The following is a 17583-nucleotide window of genomic DNA, read 5'->3' on the forward strand; positions in this document are numbered from 1 at the left end:
GGGACCTCGTCTAGGTCCCCGGCGTGACGACGGCCGGTCAGCCGGAGTGCGGCAGGCCCCCGACCATGCCGGCGGCCACCGTCTTGTTCGTCGCCTCGTCCACGAGGATGAACGCGCCCGTGCGGCGGTTCTGGCGGTACGGGTCCACGAACAGCGGCTGCGTGACGCGCAGCTGGATCCGGCCGATCTCGTTGAGCCGGATCTCGGTCGCGTCCTCGTCGCGGTGCAGCGTGTTGACGTCGACGCGGTAGTTGATGTCCTTCACCATGGCGCGCGCCCACCGCGTGGTGTGCTTGATCGCGTACTTCTTGCCGCGCACCAGCGGCGTGGTCTCGTCCATCCAGCAGACCTGGGCGTCGATGTCCTGCAGCGAGGCCGGCGAGTTGTTCGGGCGACAGATCATGTCCCCGCGCGAGATGTCGATCTCGTCGGCGAGCCGCACCGTCACGGACATGGGCGGGAAGGCCTCGTCCACCGGGCCGTCGGCCGTGTCGATCCCCTCGATCGTGGTCTCCAGACCGGACGGCAGCACGCGGACCCGGTCGCCCTTCTTCAGCACCCCGCCGGCCACGGTGCCCGCGTACCCGCGGTAGTCGCGCGCGTCGTGCGACTGGGGGCGGATCACGTACTGCACCGGGAACCGCACGTCCTGCAGGTTGCGGTCGCTGGCCACGTGCAGGGACTCCAGGTGGCTGAGCAGCGGGCGGCCGTCGAACCAGGGCATGTTCTCGCTGCGGTTCACCACGTTGTCGCCGACGAGCGCCGAGATCGGGATGAACGTGAGGTCGGGGACGCGGAGCCGCGAGGCGAAGTCGGTGAAGTCGCGGCGGATCTGCTCGAAGACCTCCTCGGAGTAGTCGACGAGGTCCATCTTGTTCACGCAGACCACGATGTGCGGCACACCCAGCAGGGTGGCGAGGAACGTGTGCCGGCGACTCTGCTCGATGACGCCCTTGCGCGCGTCCACGAGGATGAGCGCGACGTCGGCCGTCGACGCCCCGGTGACCATGTTCCGCGTGTACTGGATGTGGCCGGGGGTGTCCGCGATGATGAACTTGCGCTTCGGCGTGGCGAAGTAGCGGTACGCGACGTCGATCGTGATGCCCTGCTCGCGCTCGGCGCGCAGGCCGTCGGTGAGCAGCGCCAGGTCGGTGTAGTCGTTGCCGCGGTCCTTGCTGACCTGCTCCACCGACTCGAGCTGGTCCTCGAAGATCGTCTTGGAGTCGAACAGCAGCCGGCCGATCAGGGTGCTCTTCCCGTCGTCCACGGAGCCCGCGGTCGCGAAGCGCAGCAGGTCGGCCGACGTGTCGATCGCCTGCGGCGTCTCGACGTTCTCGTGCTGGGTCTCGGTGCTCATGGCTTAGAAGTAGCCCTCTCGCTTGCGGTCCTCCATCGCGGCCTCGCTCACCTTGTCGTCGCCACGGGTGGCGCCACGCTCGGTGAGGCGCACGGCGGCGACCTCCTCGACGATCTCCGCTCGGGTCGCCGCCGTCGACGCGACGGCGGCGGTGAGGTTCGCGTCCCCCACCGTGCGGTAGCGGACGGACCGGACCTCGGAGGTCTCGCCGTCCTTGAGCGGCGTGAACTCGTTGACGGCGAACAGCATGCCGTTCCGGTCCACCACCTCGCGCTCGGCCGCGAAGTACAGGTCCGGGAGGTCGATGTCCTCGGCCTCGATGTAGGCCCAGATGTCCAGCTCGGTCCAGTTGGACAGCGGGAACACGCGGATCGACTCGCCCTGGTGGACGCGCCCGTTGTAGAGGTCCCAGACCTCGGGGCGCTGGTTCTTGGGGTCCCACTGGCCGAAGTCGTCGCGGAAGGAGAACACGCGCTCCTTGGCGCGCGCCTTCTCCTCGTCGCGGCGCCCGCCGCCGAAGAGCGCGTCGAAGCCGTTCTTCTCGGCGGCCTCGAGCAGCACCGGGGTCTGGATGCGGTTGCGCGAGCCGTTGGGCTCCTCCTGCACCAGCCCGCGCTCGATGGCCTCCGGCACGGAGGCCACGACGAGCTGGATGCCGAGCCGCTCGACCCAGCGGTCGCGCGTGGCCAGCACCGACGGGAAGTTCAGCCCGGTGTCCACGTGCATGATCGGGAACGGGATCCGCGCCGGCGCGAACGCCTTGGCGGCCAGGTGCAGCATGACGATCGAGTCCTTGCCGCCCGAGAAGAGCAGACAGGGGCGCTGCATCTCCGCGACCACCTCGCGGAAAATGTGGATGCTCTCCGCTTCGAGGCTGCGGAGCTGGCTCAGGACGTGGGACGTCACGGCTGGGCACCTTCCTTGATGTCGACCCCGACCTCCGTCAGCGCCGCACGCAGGTGCGCCGCCACGGCCGGGTGGCTGACGAAGAGATCGGGGAGCCAGGGGTCCTGGCGGTTGTACTCGAGCGGCGTGCCGTCCAGGCGGGTGCACTCGAGGCCGGCCGCGAGGGCCACCGCGACGGGGGCGGCCGAGTCCCACTCGTACTGGCCGCCGGCGTGCACGTACGCGTCGACCGTGCCGTCCACGACGGAGACCACCTTCACACCGGCCGAGCCCATGGGCACGAGCTCGACGTCGTCGCGGGCGGCGAGGTCCTGCACGAACTGCGGGGGCCGGGAACGGCTCGCGGCGAGGCGCAGCGGCCGCCGCCCGGCGAGGACCGCGGCGGCGTCGTCGGCCGGGCGCGCGGTGGACCCGCCGTCGGGCGCGACGGTGCTGAGGACGGCGCCCCGGGCGGGCAGCCCGACCGCGCCGGCCGCGAGCCCGTCGGAGCGGGGCACGCCGCGCTCCCACAGGGCGACGTGCACGGCGAAGTCGTCGCGCCAGCCGGCGCCGTCGGCGGCACGCTCGGCGAACTCGCGGGTGCCGTCGAGCGGGTCGACGATCCAGACGCGGTCCGCCTCCAGCCGGGCGGCGGAGTCCGCGGCCTCCTCGGAGAGGACGGCGTCGCCCGGGCGGGCGTGCGCGAGGGCGGCGGCGAGCCACGACTGGCTGGCCGCGTCGCCCGCGTCCTTGAGCTCGCGCGGCTCGAACGTCCCGCCGGCGGCGTCGACCTCGGCCCGCAGGCCGCGGAGCACCTCGCCGGCGCCCTCAGCGAGCGCCACGGCGAGGTCGCCGTCGGGCAGGCCCGGGTCCGGGAAGGAAGGGGCGGGGCGGGGCATGCGACTCCTCGGCTACGGCTCTGGACGGGGGCCCTGGCGGACCGCGGCCGACGCTACCATTCCGCATTGGACGATCCTCTGAGAGTTCACATTGTTGAATTCTGTTTCTCCGATAGGAATGGTGCGCTTTTGAGCATCGACCTTCCGCTGGTCCTCGGCGGCCTCGTCGTGGGCTTCGTCGTGGGCCTGACCGGGATGGGCGGCGGCGCCCTCATGACGCCGATGCTCATCTTCGTGTTCCGCGTCGACCCGCTCACCGCGGTGTCCTCCGACGTCGTGGCCAGCCTCTTCATGAAGCCCGCGGGCGCGATCGTGCACCTGCGCCGCCGCACCGTGAACCTGCAGCTCGTGCTCTGGCTGTGCATCGGCTCCGTGCCGGCGGCGTTCTCGGGCGCGCTGCTCATCCGCTACCTGCCGTTCGGCGACGGGTTCGACGAGGTGCTCAAGCAGATCCTCGGCGTGGCCCTGCTCATCGCGTCGGCGGGGCTCGTCGTGCGCGCGGTGCTCGGCATGCTGCAGCGCCGCACCGCCCTCGGCGAGGGTCCCGCCGTGCCCAGCAGCCCCGACGTCGTCGTCCGCAAGGTGCCCACGCTGATCCTCGGCGCCGTCGCCGGGCTGATGGTCGGCCTCACGTCCGTGGGGGCCGGCTCGATCATCATCGTGGTGCTGCTCCTGCTCTACCCGGCCCTCAAGGCGTCGCAGCTGGTGGGCACCGACCTCGTCCAGGCGGTCCCGCTGGTGGCGGCCGCCTCGCTGGGGCACATCCTCTACGGCGACTTCGAGCTCGGCCTGACCACCTCCCTCCTCGTCGGGGCGATCCCCGGCGCGTGGTTCGGCGCCCACGTCTCGAGCCGCGCCCCGGGCGGCATCATCCGCCGGGCCCTCGCCATCCTGCTGCTGGCCTCGGGCCTCAAGCTGCTGGGGGCCTCGCTCGGCGTCGTCATCGCGGCCGCCGTGGGCGCCCTCGTCGTCGGCAACGTGCTGTGGGTCGTGGTCCGGGAGCGCATCAAGCGGCTCCCGCCCAAGCCGATGCCGCTCGGCACCCTGCCGGCACCGGCCGGCGACCCCGCGCCCGACACCACGCCCGACGCCGAGCCCGACATCGCCCCCGAACCCGGTCCCGACCCGAAGGACACGACGACGCGATCATGACCGAGCCCACGCCCAGCATGCCCTCCGACCTGCCCTCGGACCTGCCCCCCGTGACCCACGTCCTGTCCCCCGACGGGCTGGACCTCCTCGAGCTCGCGCTCGCGGGCGGGCCGTGGGTCCCGCCCGCCGAGCTGCCCGCCGGCCCGGTGACGCTCACGGACGCCGAGAACACGCCGCTCGCGGTCGCCGGCGTCCCCGGCGCCGACGGACCGCGCGCCGTGCGGCCGTTCGCGCGGGCGGCCGGCCCGCACTGGGACCCCGCCCTGCGCCGCACGGCCGCCGAGGTGCGCGCCGACGCGCCCGACGGGCGCGCCCCCGTCGCCGTGGTCGTGACCGAGCCGCCCACCCGCTCCGAGGTGGACGCCCTGCCCGCGCTCGTCGGCGATGCGGGCGCCGTCCTGCTGCTCGTGCCGGCCGCGCGCCGTGCCCCCGCCGCGGGCCGCGTGGGTGCGCCGGGGCTCGTCCGCGTCGCCCGCGACCTCGCGGGCCGGCTCGACGACGGCGCGCGCCGCGCGACGGTCGTCGTCGTGCCCTGGCCCGCCGACGCGCCCGACGATCTGCGCTGGCCCGACGTCGGCGCGCGCTACGGCGCCGCCCGCACGGAGGTGCTCGCCGAGCACCGCTCCCCCGCGGCGCGCGGCGCCGTCGCCGGGCTCGGCACCCTGTGGTCGGGCGCGGTCGCCGACCTCTACCCCGCCGTGCCCGCCGCCGAGGTCGTGCGCGCCGCCGAGACGGCCCGGCCGCAGGGCGCCGTCGTCTTCTTCACGGGGCTGTCCGGCTCGGGGAAGTCGACCGTGGCCCGCGCGCTGGCGGCCGAGCTCGACGACGAGGGCCTGCACACCACCCTGCTCGACGGCGACGAGGTGCGCCACCACCTGTCCAAGGGCCTCGGCTTCGACAAGGAGTCGCGCGAGCTGAACGTGGAGCGCATCGGGTACGTGGCGTCGCTCGTGTCCTCCCACGGGGGCGTCGCGGTGGCCGCGCCGATCGCGCCGTTCGCGTCGGGCCGGGCCCGCGTCCGCGCGCTCGCCGAGGCCGCGGGCACCTTCCTGCTGGTGCACGTCAGCACCCCGCTGGAGGTGTGCGAGGCCCGCGACCGCAAGGGCCTGTACGCCAAGGCCCGGCGCGGCGAGATCCCCGAGTTCACGGGGATCTCCTCCCCCTACGAGGCCCCGACCGACGCCGACGTCGTCGTCGACACGTCGCAGGTCGACGTCGCCGGCGCCGTCGCCCGCGTCCGCGAGGCGCTGGCGGCCCGGCTCGGCGGCTGAGCCCGCCGGGAGGTCAGCCCGCCGCGGGCTTGCCGCGCTTGCCCCGGGCGCGGGGCCCGACGCCGCCCGCCCGGGCGGACGCGTTGGCCTTCCGGTGCGCGCGCACGAAGGTCTTGTAAGCCTCCGCGACCTCCTCCGTGGGGCCGTCCATCACGAGCTCGCCCTGGTGGACCCACAGCACGCGCGTGCACATGGCCTCGATGGTCGCGATCGAGTGGCTCACGAGGAAGACCGTGCCGGCGCCCTTGCGCACCTCGTCGATCCGCGCCTTGGAGCGGGCCTTGAACGCCGCGTCGCCGGTCGCGAGGGCCTCGTCGATCATGAGGATGTCGGGGCGCGCCGCGGAGGAGATCGCGAACCGCAGCCGTGCCGCCATGCCCGACGAGTACGTCTTCATCGGGAGGTAGACGAAGTCGCCGATGTCGGCGAACTCGACCACCTCGTCGAACCGCTCGTCGACCTCCTGCGGGGTCATCCCCAGCGCCAGGCCGCCGATCATGATGTTGCGCTCGCCCGTGAGCTGGGGCATCAGGGCAGCGTTGACGCCGAGGAGCGCGGGCTCCCCGTCGACGTACACCGCGCCGGACGCGGGCGGGATGAGGCCGGCGACGGCGCGCAGCAGCGTGCTCTTGCCCGAGCCGTTGACGCCCACGATGCCGATGGCCTCGCCGTGCCGGGCCACGAAGGAGATGCCGCGCACCGCGTGCACCTCGCTGACGGCGCCGACGTGCCCCGAGCCCGCCGTGAGCAGGCGCTTGACGAGGGACGGCTTGGCGACCTCCGCCTCCCGCACGTTCGCGGCCCCCGACCGGGCGGCCGCGCGGGCCTTCCCGCCGAACACGCGGTAGACGATGTGCAGGTCGTCGACGACGAGCACCGGGGCGCCCAGCGTCGCGACGGGCTTGGGCCCCTCGAGGTCCTCGGGGTCGAACTCGCCCTCCAGGTCGACGTCGAGATCCAGGTCTGCCTCAGTCACGCCCGTACCTCTCCTCGCCCCGCCAGAACACGATGAACCCCACGACCAGCGTCACCACGGCCCATCCCGCGGCCCACAGCCACATCTCGCCGCTGGGCGGGAAGGCCTCCTCCTGCATGAGGATCGAGCGCGCCACGTAGAGGAACACGCCGATGGGCTGGTACTCGAGGATGGGGGTGACGATCGCCTGCGCCGTGTCGGGGAGGCTCTCCGCGTACTTGGTCACCGGGAAGATCACGCCCGAGCCGTACATCGCGAACCGCATCACGAAGTTGATGATGTTGTCGAGGTCCGGGGTGATCGCCACGATCCGCGCCATGACGAACGCCAGGCCCGTGTTGAACAGCCACATCAGCGCCACGATCGCCGGCAGCAGGAGCCACTCCCACGTGATCGGGATGGGCTCGTTGCTGCCCACGAACCCGCTGAGCAGCACGATCGCGCACATGACGACCAGCGTCGGGACCAGGGTGGTCAGCAGGGAGACGACCTGGGAGATCGGCAGCACCGCCCGTGGGAAGTGCATCGACCGGATGAGACTCGTCTTCTTGGCGATCGACTGCGCCCCGCCGTGCACCGACTGGTCGATGAAGCGGAACAGGAACACGCCGATGACGATGAACGCGATGCTGTTGTCCACGCCACGGCTCGCGTTGAGCAGGACCCCGAACACGAGCACGTAGACGGTCGCGTTGAGGACGGGGTTCAGGATGGCCCAGAGCTGGCCGAGGTAGTTGTTCTGGTTCTTCGCGTAGGCCGCGGAGGTACCGAGCACGCGGATGAACGCCCACCGCGACAGGACGTCCTTCACGTACTCCAGCAACGGGGGCCGCACGCCCATCGGGCGCAGGGAGTGCTGCTCGGCCAGGGCGCGCAGCTCCGCCGAGGTGAGATCGGGGACGATCGGTGCGGGCGGCTTCGGCATCTCGACGCGCTTGGAGCGGTCGCCGCCGGCACCCGAGCCGGGTGTCGCCTCGCTGGTCTGGGTGGTCACGGTGTGGGGAAACCCGTCCTTCAGGAATGGATCGACCGCGTAATCCTACTAGAGCGGGCCTCACCGCCAGGCCCTCCAGGGCCCGTCGACGGCTTCCTCCACGGTGCGTCGCGGAGCCTTCACGGAGCTGTCACCTGCCCGTCGACGGCCCGACCGCTGCGCGACGCCTGGTGGTCACCGAGAGGACTCCCCGGGCTGTGACCATCGACGACGTGACCGCGTTCGTCGAGTCCCCGCTCCAGCTGCTGTGCGCCGTCGAGGCGCACGCCGCCGGGCACGCCGGCCCCAGCACGCGGGTCCTGGCGCGCGCCGACGTCCCCGCCCTCACCGCCGGCGTGGACGCCGTGCGCGCCCTCGGCCTGCCTCCCGGGCTGGACGTGGAGGCCGCACCCGCGCCGCGCCGCCTCCCGGGCGGCACCGTCGTGGTGGGCGACCCGTTCTCCGGCGCGTTCCAGGCCGCGCTGCTGCGCGCCCCGCGCCCGCCCGAGCGCCTCGTGGTCGTCGACGACGGCCTCGCCACCCTCGACCTGGCGCGGCGGCTGCTCACCGGCGCCCCGCTGGTCCGGCTCACCGCGCCGCCGGACCCGCTGCGCTACGGGTTGGGCGCCCTCGCCGCGCGCCGGCTGCGCCGCCTCGTGGCCGCGGGCCGCGTCACGCTGAGCACCACCATCCCGCTCGACGACGACACGCGCGCCGGGCTGCGCGGGCTCGGCGTGACCGTGCGGCCGCACGACTTCGCGTGGCTGCGTGCGCGCCCGCAGCGCAACGCCCCCGACGAGGCGACCGTCGTCGTCGGCTCGGCGCTCGTGGCCGACGGCCTCGTGCAGGCCGACCGCTACGCCGCCTGGGTGCGCGGCATCGCGAGCGACGGGCCCGTCCGGTACGTGCCCCACCGCCGTCACGACCCGCTGGTCTCGGCCCTGCTCGAGCGGCTGCCCGGCGTCGTCGTGGACGAGCCCGGCGCGCCCGTCGAGATCCGGCTGCGCGGGCTGCGGCCCGGGCAGCGGACGGTGATGCTGCCGTCCACGTCCGCCGTCACCCTGTCGCGGCTGCTCGCGCCGCGCGGCGTCGTCGTCGCGCCGCACGCCGTTCCCGACGCCTGGTGGACCGACCGGGCCACCCCCGAGCTGCGCCGGCACCTCGGGCGCACGCACGCCCTGGCCACGCGTGCGGCCGCCGAGAGCGCGGCGTCCGCCCCCGCCGCGGCCCGCACCGACCCGCCGTCCGGCACCCCGGCGCCCGCGGTCGCGTCGCGCGCATGACGGTCGCCCGCCCTGCCCCCGCCGCGCGCACGGAGGCGCGCACGGACACACGCACGAGCACGGCCGGCACCGCGCGCCGGCCCCGCCCCGACGCCCCACGCGTGCTCGCGGTCGCGGACTCCGACTCGTACCTCAAGTGGGCGGCATGGACCCTCGCCCGCCTGCGCGACGACGCCTCGACCGGTGCTCCCCCCGGCTCCGCCGACGCGGGCGCGCCCCGGGTCTCGGCCGTGGTCGTGCGCTCTCCCATCGCCCCGACGCCGGGCCAGTCGGACGCCGCCGTCGGCGGGACCGGCGTCGCGCCGCCCGCCGTGGTGACCCCGCGCGCGCTGCGCCGCCTGGTGCGGCGGTCGCGGCCCGACGTCGTGCTGGTCGCCGCCACCGGGCCCGTCGCCGAGCTGGTGGCCCGCGAGGTCGTGCGCGCGACGCGGCCGGGGCCGCGCCCCGCCCTGCTCGCCGGGCTGCCCGGTATGGCGCTGCCGGCCACCCCGCAGGGCGCGGGCTGGCGGCGCTGGTGCGACGCGTTCCTCGTGCACGCACGGGTCGAGGCGGCGCCGTACGTGGAGGCGTTCGCCCGGCAGGGCGCCCGGCCGGACCTCGTGCTCACCCGGCTGCCGTTCCTCGAGACGCCCGGCGCGGCGCGCCCCGCCGTCCGCCGCGTCGTGCTGGCCGCCCAGGCGAAGGTGCCGGCCGCCCGCGCGGACCGGGCGGCGCTGCTGGACGGGCTCGCCTGCCTCGCGGACGAGGGGTTCGAGGTGGTCGTGAAGCTCCGGGCGCGGGCCGGCGAGCGTCAGACCCACAACGAGGCGCACCCGCTCGACGCGCTGTGGGCCGCCGAGCACGCCCGCCTGGGCCGCCCCGAGGACGCCGTGCGCTTCGTGACCGGGCCGATGTCCGAGCAGCTCGTGCCCGGCACCGCGCTGCTGACGGTCAGCTCCACGGCCGGTCTGGAGTCCCTCGCGCTCGGCCTGCCCACGGTGTTCCTCGCCGACTTCGGCGTCGGGGCGGCCCAGCTCAACGAGCCGTTCGCCGCCTCGGGCTGCCTGCGCCGGCTGGACGACGTCGCGGCGACCCTCCGCGCCGGCGGCCCGTCGCCCGACCCCGCGTGGACCGAGGAGCACTACCTGCACGCCGCGCCGTCCGGCCTCCCCGCCGCGGTGCTCGACCTGGCGCGGCGGTCCCGTGCGGGCGAGCTGCCGACCGTGCGGGTGCGGCCGTGGTCGTGGCCGCGGCACCTCTACACCGCGGCGCGCTCCGCGCTGCCGGTGGCCGTGGCCCGCCACCTGACGCTGTCGCGCTGACGCGCGCCGCCGCGACCCGCCCGGTGGCCGAGCAGGAACAGGCGGTCGACGCCGTCGGAAGGGCTCGTCCCGGGCCCTGCACGGTGTCGACCGCCTGTCCGGCAGCCGGGGCGGCTAGGCCCGGTGGTCGGCGACCGCCCGCTCGGTGAGGCCGCGGACGAAGCCCGCGCCCCACGCCAGGTGCATGGTCGCCACGACGGCGGGCAGCACCAGGGCCTCGCGCAGCCCCAACCGCGGACGACGGCCCGCGGCGTGCGCGCTCGCCGCGAGCACTCCCACCGCGTAGGCGGCGGGGAGCGCGGCGCCGAGGACGACAACGCCCGGTGCGGTCAGCAGGCCGACGCCGGCGACGACGACGGAGGCCAGCAGCCCGAGCACCAGCACCGGCGGCGCCAGGTACCGCAGGCTCGCCGTCGACGGGTCCCGGCGGACCACCTCCCGCCGCCACATGCCCGTGCGCCAGAACTGCTTGGCCACCGCCCGCAGCGTGCGCCGCGGGCGGTACGTCACCTGCAGGGCGGGGTCGAACCAGAGCAGGCCGCCCGCGCGGCGCAGCCGCAGGCACAGCTCCCAGTCCTCGGCGCGCACCAGCGACGGGTCATACCCGCCGACGGCCGCGACCGCCGACCGGCGGAACGCCCCGAGGTACACCGTCTCGGACGGGCCCGCGTCGCCGCCCACGTGGAACGACGCCGCACCGATGCCGGCCGGGTGGCTCATCGCGCGCGCCACCGCCCGCTGCACGGTGCTGGTGCCCACCGGGTGCATGAGCCCGCCCACGCCGACGGCGCCGGTGCGCTCCAGCGTCGCGACCGCCCGGGTCACGTAGTCCGCGGGGAGCACGGTGTGGCCGTCCACCCGCAGCAGCACGAGGTCGGCGTCCGTGCCGCCGTCGGTGTTGCCGGCGCTGCCGGCGTTGCCGGCGCTGCCCGTCGCGTGCTCGATGGCGAGGTTGAGCCCGATCGAGCGGGACCCGGTGGGGTTGTCCACGAGCACGACCCTCGGGTCGGCCGCGGCGAGCCGGGCGGCGACCTCCGCCGTCGCGTCGTGGGACGGGCCGACGGCGAGCACCAGGCGCAGCGCCCCGGCGTAGTCCTGGGCCAGCACCGACGCGACGGCCTCGTCCAGGTACGCCTCCTCGTCGCGCACGCAGGCGACGACGGCGACGCCGGGCGGCGCGTCGCCGGCCGGGCCCGCCGGGACCTGCTCCCGGCGGGCCCGGCCGACCGTCGTCCCTGGCGCGTCCGACATCGCGCCCGCCGTCAGGCGTCGACGCGGCGCAGGCGCGACATCGGCGACAGCTCGCCGGGCATGACCCGCTTGACGCCGTCGCCCATCGCCTGCTCGAGGATGCGGACGTCGCGCACGAGGTTCGCCAGGCCCTTCGGCTCGAGCGACGCCGCGTGGTCCGAGCCCCACATCGCGCGGTCCAGGGTGATGTGCCGCTCGACGGCGACGGCGCCGAGCGCGACGGCGGCCAGCGAGATCTGCAGGCCCGTCTCGTGGCCCGAGTAGCCGACCGGGACGCCGTAGCGCTCCTGGAGCGTCGTGATGGTGCGGAGGTTCGCCTCCTCCGGGGGCAGCGGGTAGGTGGACGTGGCGTGCAGCATGACCAGGCCGTCCGTGCCGAGGATCTCCACGGCGGCGTCGATCTGCTCCAGCGTCGACATGCCCGTCGACAGGATCAGCGGCTTGCCGGTGTCGGCCAGCGCGCGCAGCAGGTCGTGGTCGGTGACGGAGGCCGACGCGATCTTGTGCGTCGGGACGCCGAACTCCTCGAGGAACGCCACCGAGGGCACGTCCCACGGGGACGCGAACCACTGGATGCCGTTCGCCTTCGCGTACTGGTCGACCTCGGTGTACTGGTCGTGCTCGAACTCGACGCGGTACTTGTACTCGAGATAGGTCATCTCGCCCCACGGCGTCTGCCGGATCTTGTCCCGCTGGTCCTTCGGGGTGCTGATCTCCGGCGTGCGCTTCTGGAACTTCACGGCCTGGCAGCCTGCGGCCACCGCCACGTCGATCAGCTGCTTGGCGATCTCGACGTCGCCGTTGTGGTTGATGCCGATCTCGCCGATCACGTACACCGGCTGGCCGGCACCGACCTCGTGGTCGCCCACGCGGACGACGGGCGCGGGCGAGGGCGTGGTGGTGCTGGTGGTGCTGGTCACGGGGGTGTCCTTCCGGTCGTGGTGCTGCGGGGCGGGACGCACGGCGGCGTCCGGTCGGGCTGCGAGGATCCGCTCGCAGACCTCGCGGACGGCGCCGTGGCCGCCCGCACGGGCGAGGACGACGCGCGCGGCGGCGGCGACCTCGGGATGGGCGTCGGCCACGGCCACGGGCCAGCCGACGAGGTGCAGGGCGGGCAGGTCGTTCACGTCGTTGCCGACGTACGCGACCCGGCCCGGGTCGAGGCGGTTCACGGCGCACCAGTCGCGCAGCGCGGCCGCCTTGTCGTCGACGCCGTGCAGCACGTCGACGCCGAGCTTGCGGGCGCGGGCCGCCACCACCGGGTTGGTCTCGGTGGACAGGATGAGCAGCGGGACACCGGCACGCTTGAGGCGCGCGACCCCCAGGCCGTCGCCCCGGTGCACGCGCACGCTCTCCGTGCCGTCCTGGGAGACGTACGCGGCGTCGTCGGTGTGCACGCCGTCGAAGTCCGTGACCAGGGCGTCGACGTCGACGGGCTCGGCGGACGGCGCGGTGCCCGGCTGGCCGAGGAGGGTGCGGGCCAGCCACAGGTCGCGCGGCTCGTCGACCTCCAGCGACCACTCGGCGGCCACGGGCTGCAGCCCGACCGACCCGAAGAAGCGGCTGCGCGCCTCGCGCAGCCCGGCCGTGCGCATGGCGTAGAACGCGCCGGTCTCGCGGAAGTGCGGCGCCCGGTCCTGGCGTCGCGGCCGGTGGTCGGTGCCGTGGCCCACGGGGCTGGGCGCGTCGCCGTCGAGCCGCCACTGGAAGTCGTGCGTGGGCGCCACGGCCACGACGACGTCGTGCGCGCCCGAGCGGACCTGCCGCACCGCGGCGTCCAGGTCGGCCGGGTCGACGAACGGCGACGTGGCCTGCAGCAGCACGGTGACGGCCGGGTCGGCGGGCTCCCCCGCCGCGCGCAGGGCGTCGAGCACGTGCAGGACGGCGGACTCCGAGCTCGCGGTCGCGCCGGCCAGGTCGGCGGGCCGGCGGACCACGCGGGCCCCGTGCGCCGTCGCCTCGCGGGCGATCTCGTCGTGGTCGGTCGAGACCACGACGGCCGTCACCGACGGCGCCGCGAGCGCCGAGCGCACCGCCCGGGCGACGAGCGTCGTGCCGCCCACGCGCTGCAGGTTCTTCAGCGGGATGCCGGCCGAGCCGCCCCTGGCGGGGATCACGACGAGCGCACCGCTGCCCGGGGAGAAACCCGGGTGGATGTCGTTCATGGCGCCGACACTAAGAGCGCGACAAGGCGCGACCGACCCTTTCCGGGGAACTGTCGCCGAACATCAGGATGCCTTCAGGTGAACACTTCTCGACGCCTCCCGAGAATGGTTCGCCGTGCATTCCTGGTGCCCTTTCATGGGAGAAGTCATCGCGAGGACATCGCGAGAGTTCGCCCGTTCAAGGAGGTCCGATGGACGCCCTGACCGCCCGCACGTCCCCGCGCACGGCGCCCGCCCGCCGGGGCCCCGCGACGTCCGGCCTGCCCGTGCTGCGGCTCGACAACCCGGTCCGCGCGTACGATTGGGGCTCGCCCACCCGGATCCCCGACCTGCTCGGCGTCGAGCCCGACGGCGCGCCCGCCGCGGAGCTGTGGCTCGGCGCGCACCCGGGCGCGCCGTCGCGGGCAGGGAGCGCGGGGGGGCACGCCGGCCGCAGCCTCGGCGACCTCGTGGGCGCCGCCCCGCACGACGCGCTCGGCCGCCGCGTCGCGGACCGGTTCGGCCCTCGCCTGCCGTTCCTGTTCAAGGTGCTCGCCGCGGAGCGCGCGCTCTCGCTCCAGGTGCACCCGCGCCCGCACCTCGCGCGGGCCGGCTACCACCGGGAGACCCGCGCAGGGCTGCCCGCCGGGCACCCACGACGGTCGTTCCACGACGACCAGCACAAGCCCGAGATGATCGTGGCCCTCAGCCCGTTCGAGGCGCTCGCCGGGTTCCGCAGCCCGCGCTCGGTGCTCGGGCTGCTCGACGGGCTCGACGGGGTCCTCGTCGACGCCGTGCGCGCCGCGCTGGCCGACCGACCCTCCACCGCGGGCCTGCGCGCCGCCACCGAGGCCCTCGTCGCCGCCCGGTCCAGCGCGTCGTGCGCCGCGGACGTGGCCGCCGCCGTCGACGCCGTCGCGCGCCGCCAGCACGCCGGGAACGCCGAGACCGCCCGGGCCGACGCCACCGTGCTGGCGCTCGCGGCGCAGCACCCCGGCGACCCGGGCGCGCTCGTGTCCCTGCTGCTCAACCGCGTGACGCTCGAGCCCGGTGAGGCGATGTACGTGCCCGCGGGCGAGGTGCACGCCTACCTCAGCGGCTTCGGCGTCGAGGTGATGGCGGCCTCGGACAACGTGCTGCGCGCCGGGCTGACCACCAAGCACGTCGACGCGCCCGCGCTGCTCGAGTGCGCGTCGTTCGCCCCGCGCCCGCCCGCGCGGCCCGCCACCCTGGTCTCCGGCGGCGAGAGCGTCGTCGTGACCTACCGCGCGCCCGTCGAGGAGTTCGCGCTGACTTTCGCCGACGTCGTGCCCGGCGAGCCCGTCGCCCTCGCCGTCGACGGCCCGCGGGTCGTCCTCGCCCTCGACGGCGAGGCCCGGCTGCTCACCGGCTCCGGCGAGCTCGTGCTGCGCCGCGGCGAGTCCTGCTTCGTGCCCGACTCGTCCGGGCCGCTCACCGTCGACGGCGCCGCCCACGTCGTCTGCGCCTGGGTCCCCTGACCCGTCGCCGCCGCGGTGCCGGACAGCCGGCGTCAGGGGGTGAGCTTGTTGTCCACCATCGAGAGGGCCGAGCCGATGGCCATGTGCATGTCGAGGTACTGGTAGGTGCCCAGACGGCCGCCGAAGTGCACGTCGCGCTCGTCGGCCATGAGCTCGCGGTAGCGCTTGAGGCGGTCACGGTCCGACGGCGTGTTCACCGGGTAGTACGGCTCGTCGCCGCGCTCGGCGAACCGCGAGTACTCGCGCACGATGACGGTCTTGTCGCTCGCGTACTCGCGCTCCGGGTGGAAGTGGCGGAACTCCAGGATGCGCGTGTACGGCACCTCGGTGTCCGCGTAGTTCATCACCGGCGTGCCCTGGAAGTCGCCCACCGGCAGCACCTCGCGCTCGAAGTCCAGTGTGCGCCACGACAGGGAGCCCTCGGCGTCGTCGAAGTACCGGTCCACCGGCCCGGTGTACACCACCGGCACCTGCCCCACCACGGCCTTCTTGCTCACCGGCTGCGCGTCGTCGAAGAAGTCGGTCGACAGCCGCACCTCGATGTTCGGGTGATCCGCCATCCGCTCCAGCCACGCCGTGTACCCGCCCGTCGGCAGGCCCTCGTGCGTGTCGTTGAAGTACCGGTTGTCGTACGTGTACCGCACCGGCAGGCGCGAGATGATCGACGCCGGCAGCTCTCGCGGGTCCGTCTGCCACTGCTTGGCCGTGTACCCCTGGATGAACGCCTCGTACAGCGGCCGCCCGATCAGCGACACGCCCTGCTCGTCGAGGTTCCCGGGCCGCTTGCCCCCCAGCTCCGCGGCCTGCTCGCGCACCAGCGCCCGCGCCGCGTCCGGCCCGTGCGCCGACCGGAAGAACTGGTTGATCGTGCCCAGGTTGATCGGCATCGGGAACACCTCGCCCCGGTGCGTCGTGTACACCCGGTGCACGTACGACGTGAACGACGTGAACCGGTTGACGTACTCCCACACCCGCTCGTTCGACGTGTGGAACAGGTGCGCCCCGTACCGGTGCACCTCGATGCCGGTGTCCGGGTCCGTCTCGCTGTACGCGTTGCCGCCGAGGTGGTCACGACGGTCGATCATGAGCACCTTGCGCCCCTGCTCGGCCATCCGCTCCGCGACGGTCAGGCCGAACAGCCCGGTACCGACGACGACGAGGTCTGTCATGCGTTCCTCCTGGTCAAGGGTCGGTCAGTCGGGCTCGTAGCCGCCGCGCAGCCGGGTGTACGCGCGGTACCCGGCCTTGCGCACCGACTCCGGCACCACGCGGTAGCCGGCGCGCACCACGACGTTGCGCACCATCTGCGGCCCGGTGAGGAAGCCCTCGGAGTGCAGCGTGCGCTGCAGGGCGAGCTCGGACGCGAGCAGCCGGCGGCCGCCGCGCCGCGCGTAGGCCCCGGCGCCGACGCGGTACAGCACGAGCGGGTCGACGACGTTCTCCGCGTCCGCGCCGGCCGCGATCATGCGGGCGAAGAGCAGGTAGTCCTCCATGAGGTCCAGGTGCTCGTACCCGCCCGCGGCGGCGACGGCGGAGCGCCGGTACACGACCGACGGGTGGTTGAACGGGTCGCGGAACCGCGCCGTGGTCGCGATGTCGTCGCCCGTCGGCGGCACCCGCACCATGCCGGGCGCCTGCTCGTCGTCGTCGAACTCCTGGATCGCGGACCCGACGATGTCGCGCCCGGCGGCCACGAGCGGGACCTGCACGACGAACCGCTCGGGCCGGGAGATGTCGTCCGCGTCGGCGCGCGCCACGATCTCGTGCTTGCACGCCTCGAGCCCCGCCTCCAGCGCGCGGGCGAGGCCCACGTTCCGCTCGAGCGGCACCAGCGTGACGGGGACGTCGGTGAGCTCGTGCAGGCGGCCGAGCACGGCGGCGACGTCCTCGCCCACGGGCCCGTCGCGCACGACGACGACCTCGTCGGGCCGCAGCGTCTGGTCGCGCGTGACCGAGAGGAAGCCGCGCTCCAGGTGCGCGGCGTCGTCGCCCGCGTACACGGGCAGCAGCACCGAGAACCGGTGGTCGTCGAGGGCGCCGCCCGCGACGACCGGCGCCGCGGCGGACGACGGGGCGGGGGTCCGGCCTCCCGCACGCTCGGCGGCGTCGTCGTGCCCCAGCTCGACCCGCGCCACGCTGAGGGCCGCGGGTCCGACGCCGGCGAGCACCTCGGTGTCGGCGCGCGGCCGGCGCACGACGCCGTGCCACAGCCCCCGGCCGCCGGCCTTGAGCAGGGTGCCGCGGTCGGACGAGCGCGCCACGGTCCGGGCCCAGCGCCGCAGCGTGGAGCCGCCGTAGAGCAGCCGCTCCGAGGGCGCGAGCGCCGCGGAGCGCGTGAACGTCCAGATCTTGTTGCGGACCTCGTAGTAGAAGCGCGGGCCCGGGTCGTGGTCGGTGCCGACCAGGCGTGCCGTGCGGTGCTCGACGACGCTGCCGGGCACGTACAGCCCCGTGCCGCGGCGCAGCAGCCGCGTGGAGTACTCGAAGTCGTCGTTCCAGATGAAGAAGTCGCTGACGGGCAGGCCGTGCTCCCGCACCGCACGCGCGTCCACCAGCATCGAGACGAACGACATCGACCGCACGGGCGTCGCG

At 74.6% G+C, this 17583-nt stretch carries 14 protein-coding genes and 1 pseudogene; 5 read left to right on the plus strand and 10 right to left on the minus strand.

Going from position 1 to position 17583, the window contains the following annotated elements:
- Positions 1-37: 37 nt before the first annotated feature.
- The 3 genes from cysN to ACFUVW_RS11715 are packed head-to-tail and all read right to left on the minus strand — an operon-like array spanning position 38 to position 3141.
- Positions 38-1357 (minus strand): sulfate adenylyltransferase subunit CysN, encoded by a 1320-nt coding sequence (gene cysN, locus ACFUVW_RS11705; protein WP_430571499.1) that lies wholly within the window; start codon positions 1355-1357, stop codon positions 38-40.
- 3 nt (positions 1358-1360) lie between these two features.
- Positions 1361-2263 carry a sulfate adenylyltransferase subunit CysD gene (cysD, locus tag ACFUVW_RS11710; RefSeq protein WP_430571500.1) on the minus strand — a complete coding sequence of 301 codons (903 nt, stop codon included), beginning with the start codon at positions 2261-2263 and terminating at the stop codon, positions 1361-1363.
- Positions 2260-3141, minus strand: a complete 882-nt coding sequence (locus tag ACFUVW_RS11715; protein WP_430571501.1) for a 3'(2'),5'-bisphosphate nucleotidase CysQ — start codon at positions 3139-3141, stop codon at positions 2260-2262. Before ACFUVW_RS11715 ends, cysD begins: the two co-directional genes overlap by 4 nt.
- A 129-nt stretch (positions 3142-3270) precedes the next feature.
- Between ACFUVW_RS11715 and ACFUVW_RS11720 the strand changes: the two genes are divergently transcribed.
- The gene (locus ACFUVW_RS11720) at positions 3271-4293 is read left to right on the plus strand and encodes a TSUP family transporter (RefSeq protein ID WP_430571502.1); all 1023 of its coding nucleotides are present in this window, start codon (positions 3271-3273) and stop codon (positions 4291-4293) included.
- Complete coding sequence (cysC, locus tag ACFUVW_RS11725; RefSeq protein ID WP_430571503.1) at positions 4290-5564, plus strand: adenylyl-sulfate kinase; 1275 nt, start codon at positions 4290-4292, stop codon at positions 5562-5564. Before ACFUVW_RS11720 ends, cysC begins: the two co-directional genes overlap by 4 nt.
- A 13-nt stretch (positions 5565-5577) precedes the next feature.
- Here cysC and ACFUVW_RS11730 read toward each other — a convergent pair whose 3' ends face one another.
- A complete protein-coding gene (locus tag ACFUVW_RS11730) occupies positions 5578-6540 on the minus strand; it encodes an ABC transporter ATP-binding protein (RefSeq protein WP_430571504.1) in 963 nt (320 codons plus the stop codon).
- The gene (locus tag ACFUVW_RS11735) at positions 6533-7534 is read right to left on the minus strand and encodes an ABC transporter permease (protein ID WP_430571505.1); all 1002 of its coding nucleotides are present in this window, start codon (positions 7532-7534) and stop codon (positions 6533-6535) included. Before ACFUVW_RS11735 ends, ACFUVW_RS11730 begins: the two co-directional genes overlap by 8 nt.
- A 212-nt stretch (positions 7535-7746) precedes the next feature.
- Between ACFUVW_RS11735 and ACFUVW_RS11740 the strand changes: the two genes are divergently transcribed.
- Positions 7747-8796, plus strand: a complete 1050-nt coding sequence (locus tag ACFUVW_RS11740) for a hypothetical protein (RefSeq protein WP_430571506.1) — start codon at positions 7747-7749, stop codon at positions 8794-8796.
- Positions 8793-10097, plus strand: coding sequence for a DUF6716 putative glycosyltransferase (locus ACFUVW_RS11745; protein WP_430571507.1), 1305 nt, complete (start codon positions 8793-8795; stop codon positions 10095-10097). Before ACFUVW_RS11740 ends, ACFUVW_RS11745 begins: the two co-directional genes overlap by 4 nt.
- A 114-nt stretch (positions 10098-10211) precedes the next feature.
- Here the strand turns inward: ACFUVW_RS11745 and ACFUVW_RS11750 are convergent, their stop codons facing one another.
- The 3 genes and pseudogenes from ACFUVW_RS11750 to ACFUVW_RS11760 all read right to left on the minus strand — a co-directional run.
- The gene (locus ACFUVW_RS11750; RefSeq protein WP_430571508.1) at positions 10212-11348 is read right to left on the minus strand and encodes a glycosyltransferase family 2 protein; all 1137 of its coding nucleotides are present in this window, start codon (positions 11346-11348) and stop codon (positions 10212-10214) included.
- Positions 11349-11359: 11 nt separating this feature from the next.
- Positions 11360-12217: an N-acetylneuraminate synthase family protein gene (locus ACFUVW_RS11755; protein ID WP_430571512.1), complete on the minus strand. Its 858-nt coding sequence runs from the start codon at positions 12215-12217 to the stop codon at positions 11360-11362.
- A gap of 168 nt (positions 12218-12385) precedes the next feature.
- Positions 12386-13513, minus strand: a pseudogene (locus tag ACFUVW_RS11760) (cytidylyltransferase domain-containing protein); the annotation flags it as partial.
- A 191-nt stretch (positions 13514-13704) separates the two neighbouring features.
- Here ACFUVW_RS11760 and manA point away from each other — a divergent pair.
- Positions 13705-14991 (plus strand): mannose-6-phosphate isomerase, class I, encoded by a 1287-nt coding sequence (gene manA, locus ACFUVW_RS11765; protein ID WP_430571509.1) that lies wholly within the window; start codon positions 13705-13707, stop codon positions 14989-14991.
- A gap of 32 nt (positions 14992-15023) precedes the next feature.
- Here the strand turns inward: manA and glf are convergent, their stop codons facing one another.
- Both glf and ACFUVW_RS11775 read right to left on the minus strand, forming a co-directional pair.
- On the minus strand, positions 15024-16160 hold the full coding sequence (glf, locus tag ACFUVW_RS11770; RefSeq protein WP_430571510.1) for a UDP-galactopyranose mutase: 1137 nt from the start codon (positions 16158-16160) through the stop codon (positions 15024-15026).
- A gap of 24 nt (positions 16161-16184) precedes the next feature.
- Positions 16185-17583 (minus strand): glycosyltransferase (locus tag ACFUVW_RS11775; RefSeq protein WP_430571511.1); only part of this gene is annotated, 1399 nt, incomplete at its 5' end.

The sequence above is a fragment of the Isoptericola sp. NPDC057391 genome (assembly GCF_042668085.1).
In the GTDB taxonomy this organism is placed as follows: Bacteria; Actinomycetota; Actinomycetes; order Actinomycetales; family Cellulomonadaceae; genus Isoptericola.

Excerpts from the sequence above, each read along its gene's own strand:
- cysN (WP_430571499.1), bottom strand. The coding sequence starts at position 1,357 with ATGAGCACCGAGACCCAGCACGAGAACGTCGAGACGCCGCAGGCGATC.
- ACFUVW_RS11715 (WP_430571501.1), bottom strand. The coding sequence starts at position 3,141 with ATGCCCCGCCCCGCCCCTTCCTTCCCGGACCCGGGCCTGCCCGACGGC.
- cysC (WP_430571503.1), top strand. The coding sequence starts at position 4,290 with ATGACCGAGCCCACGCCCAGCATGCCCTCCGACCTGCCCTCGGACCTG.
- ACFUVW_RS11745 (WP_430571507.1), top strand. The coding sequence starts at position 8,793 with ATGACGGTCGCCCGCCCTGCCCCCGCCGCGCGCACGGAGGCGCGCACG.
- ACFUVW_RS11750 (WP_430571508.1), bottom strand. The coding sequence starts at position 11,348 with ATGTCGGACGCGCCAGGGACGACGGTCGGCCGGGCCCGCCGGGAGCAG.
- manA (WP_430571509.1), top strand. The coding sequence starts at position 13,705 with ATGGACGCCCTGACCGCCCGCACGTCCCCGCGCACGGCGCCCGCCCGC.
- glf (WP_430571510.1), bottom strand. The coding sequence starts at position 16,160 with ATGACAGACCTCGTCGTCGTCGGTACCGGGCTGTTCGGCCTGACCGTC.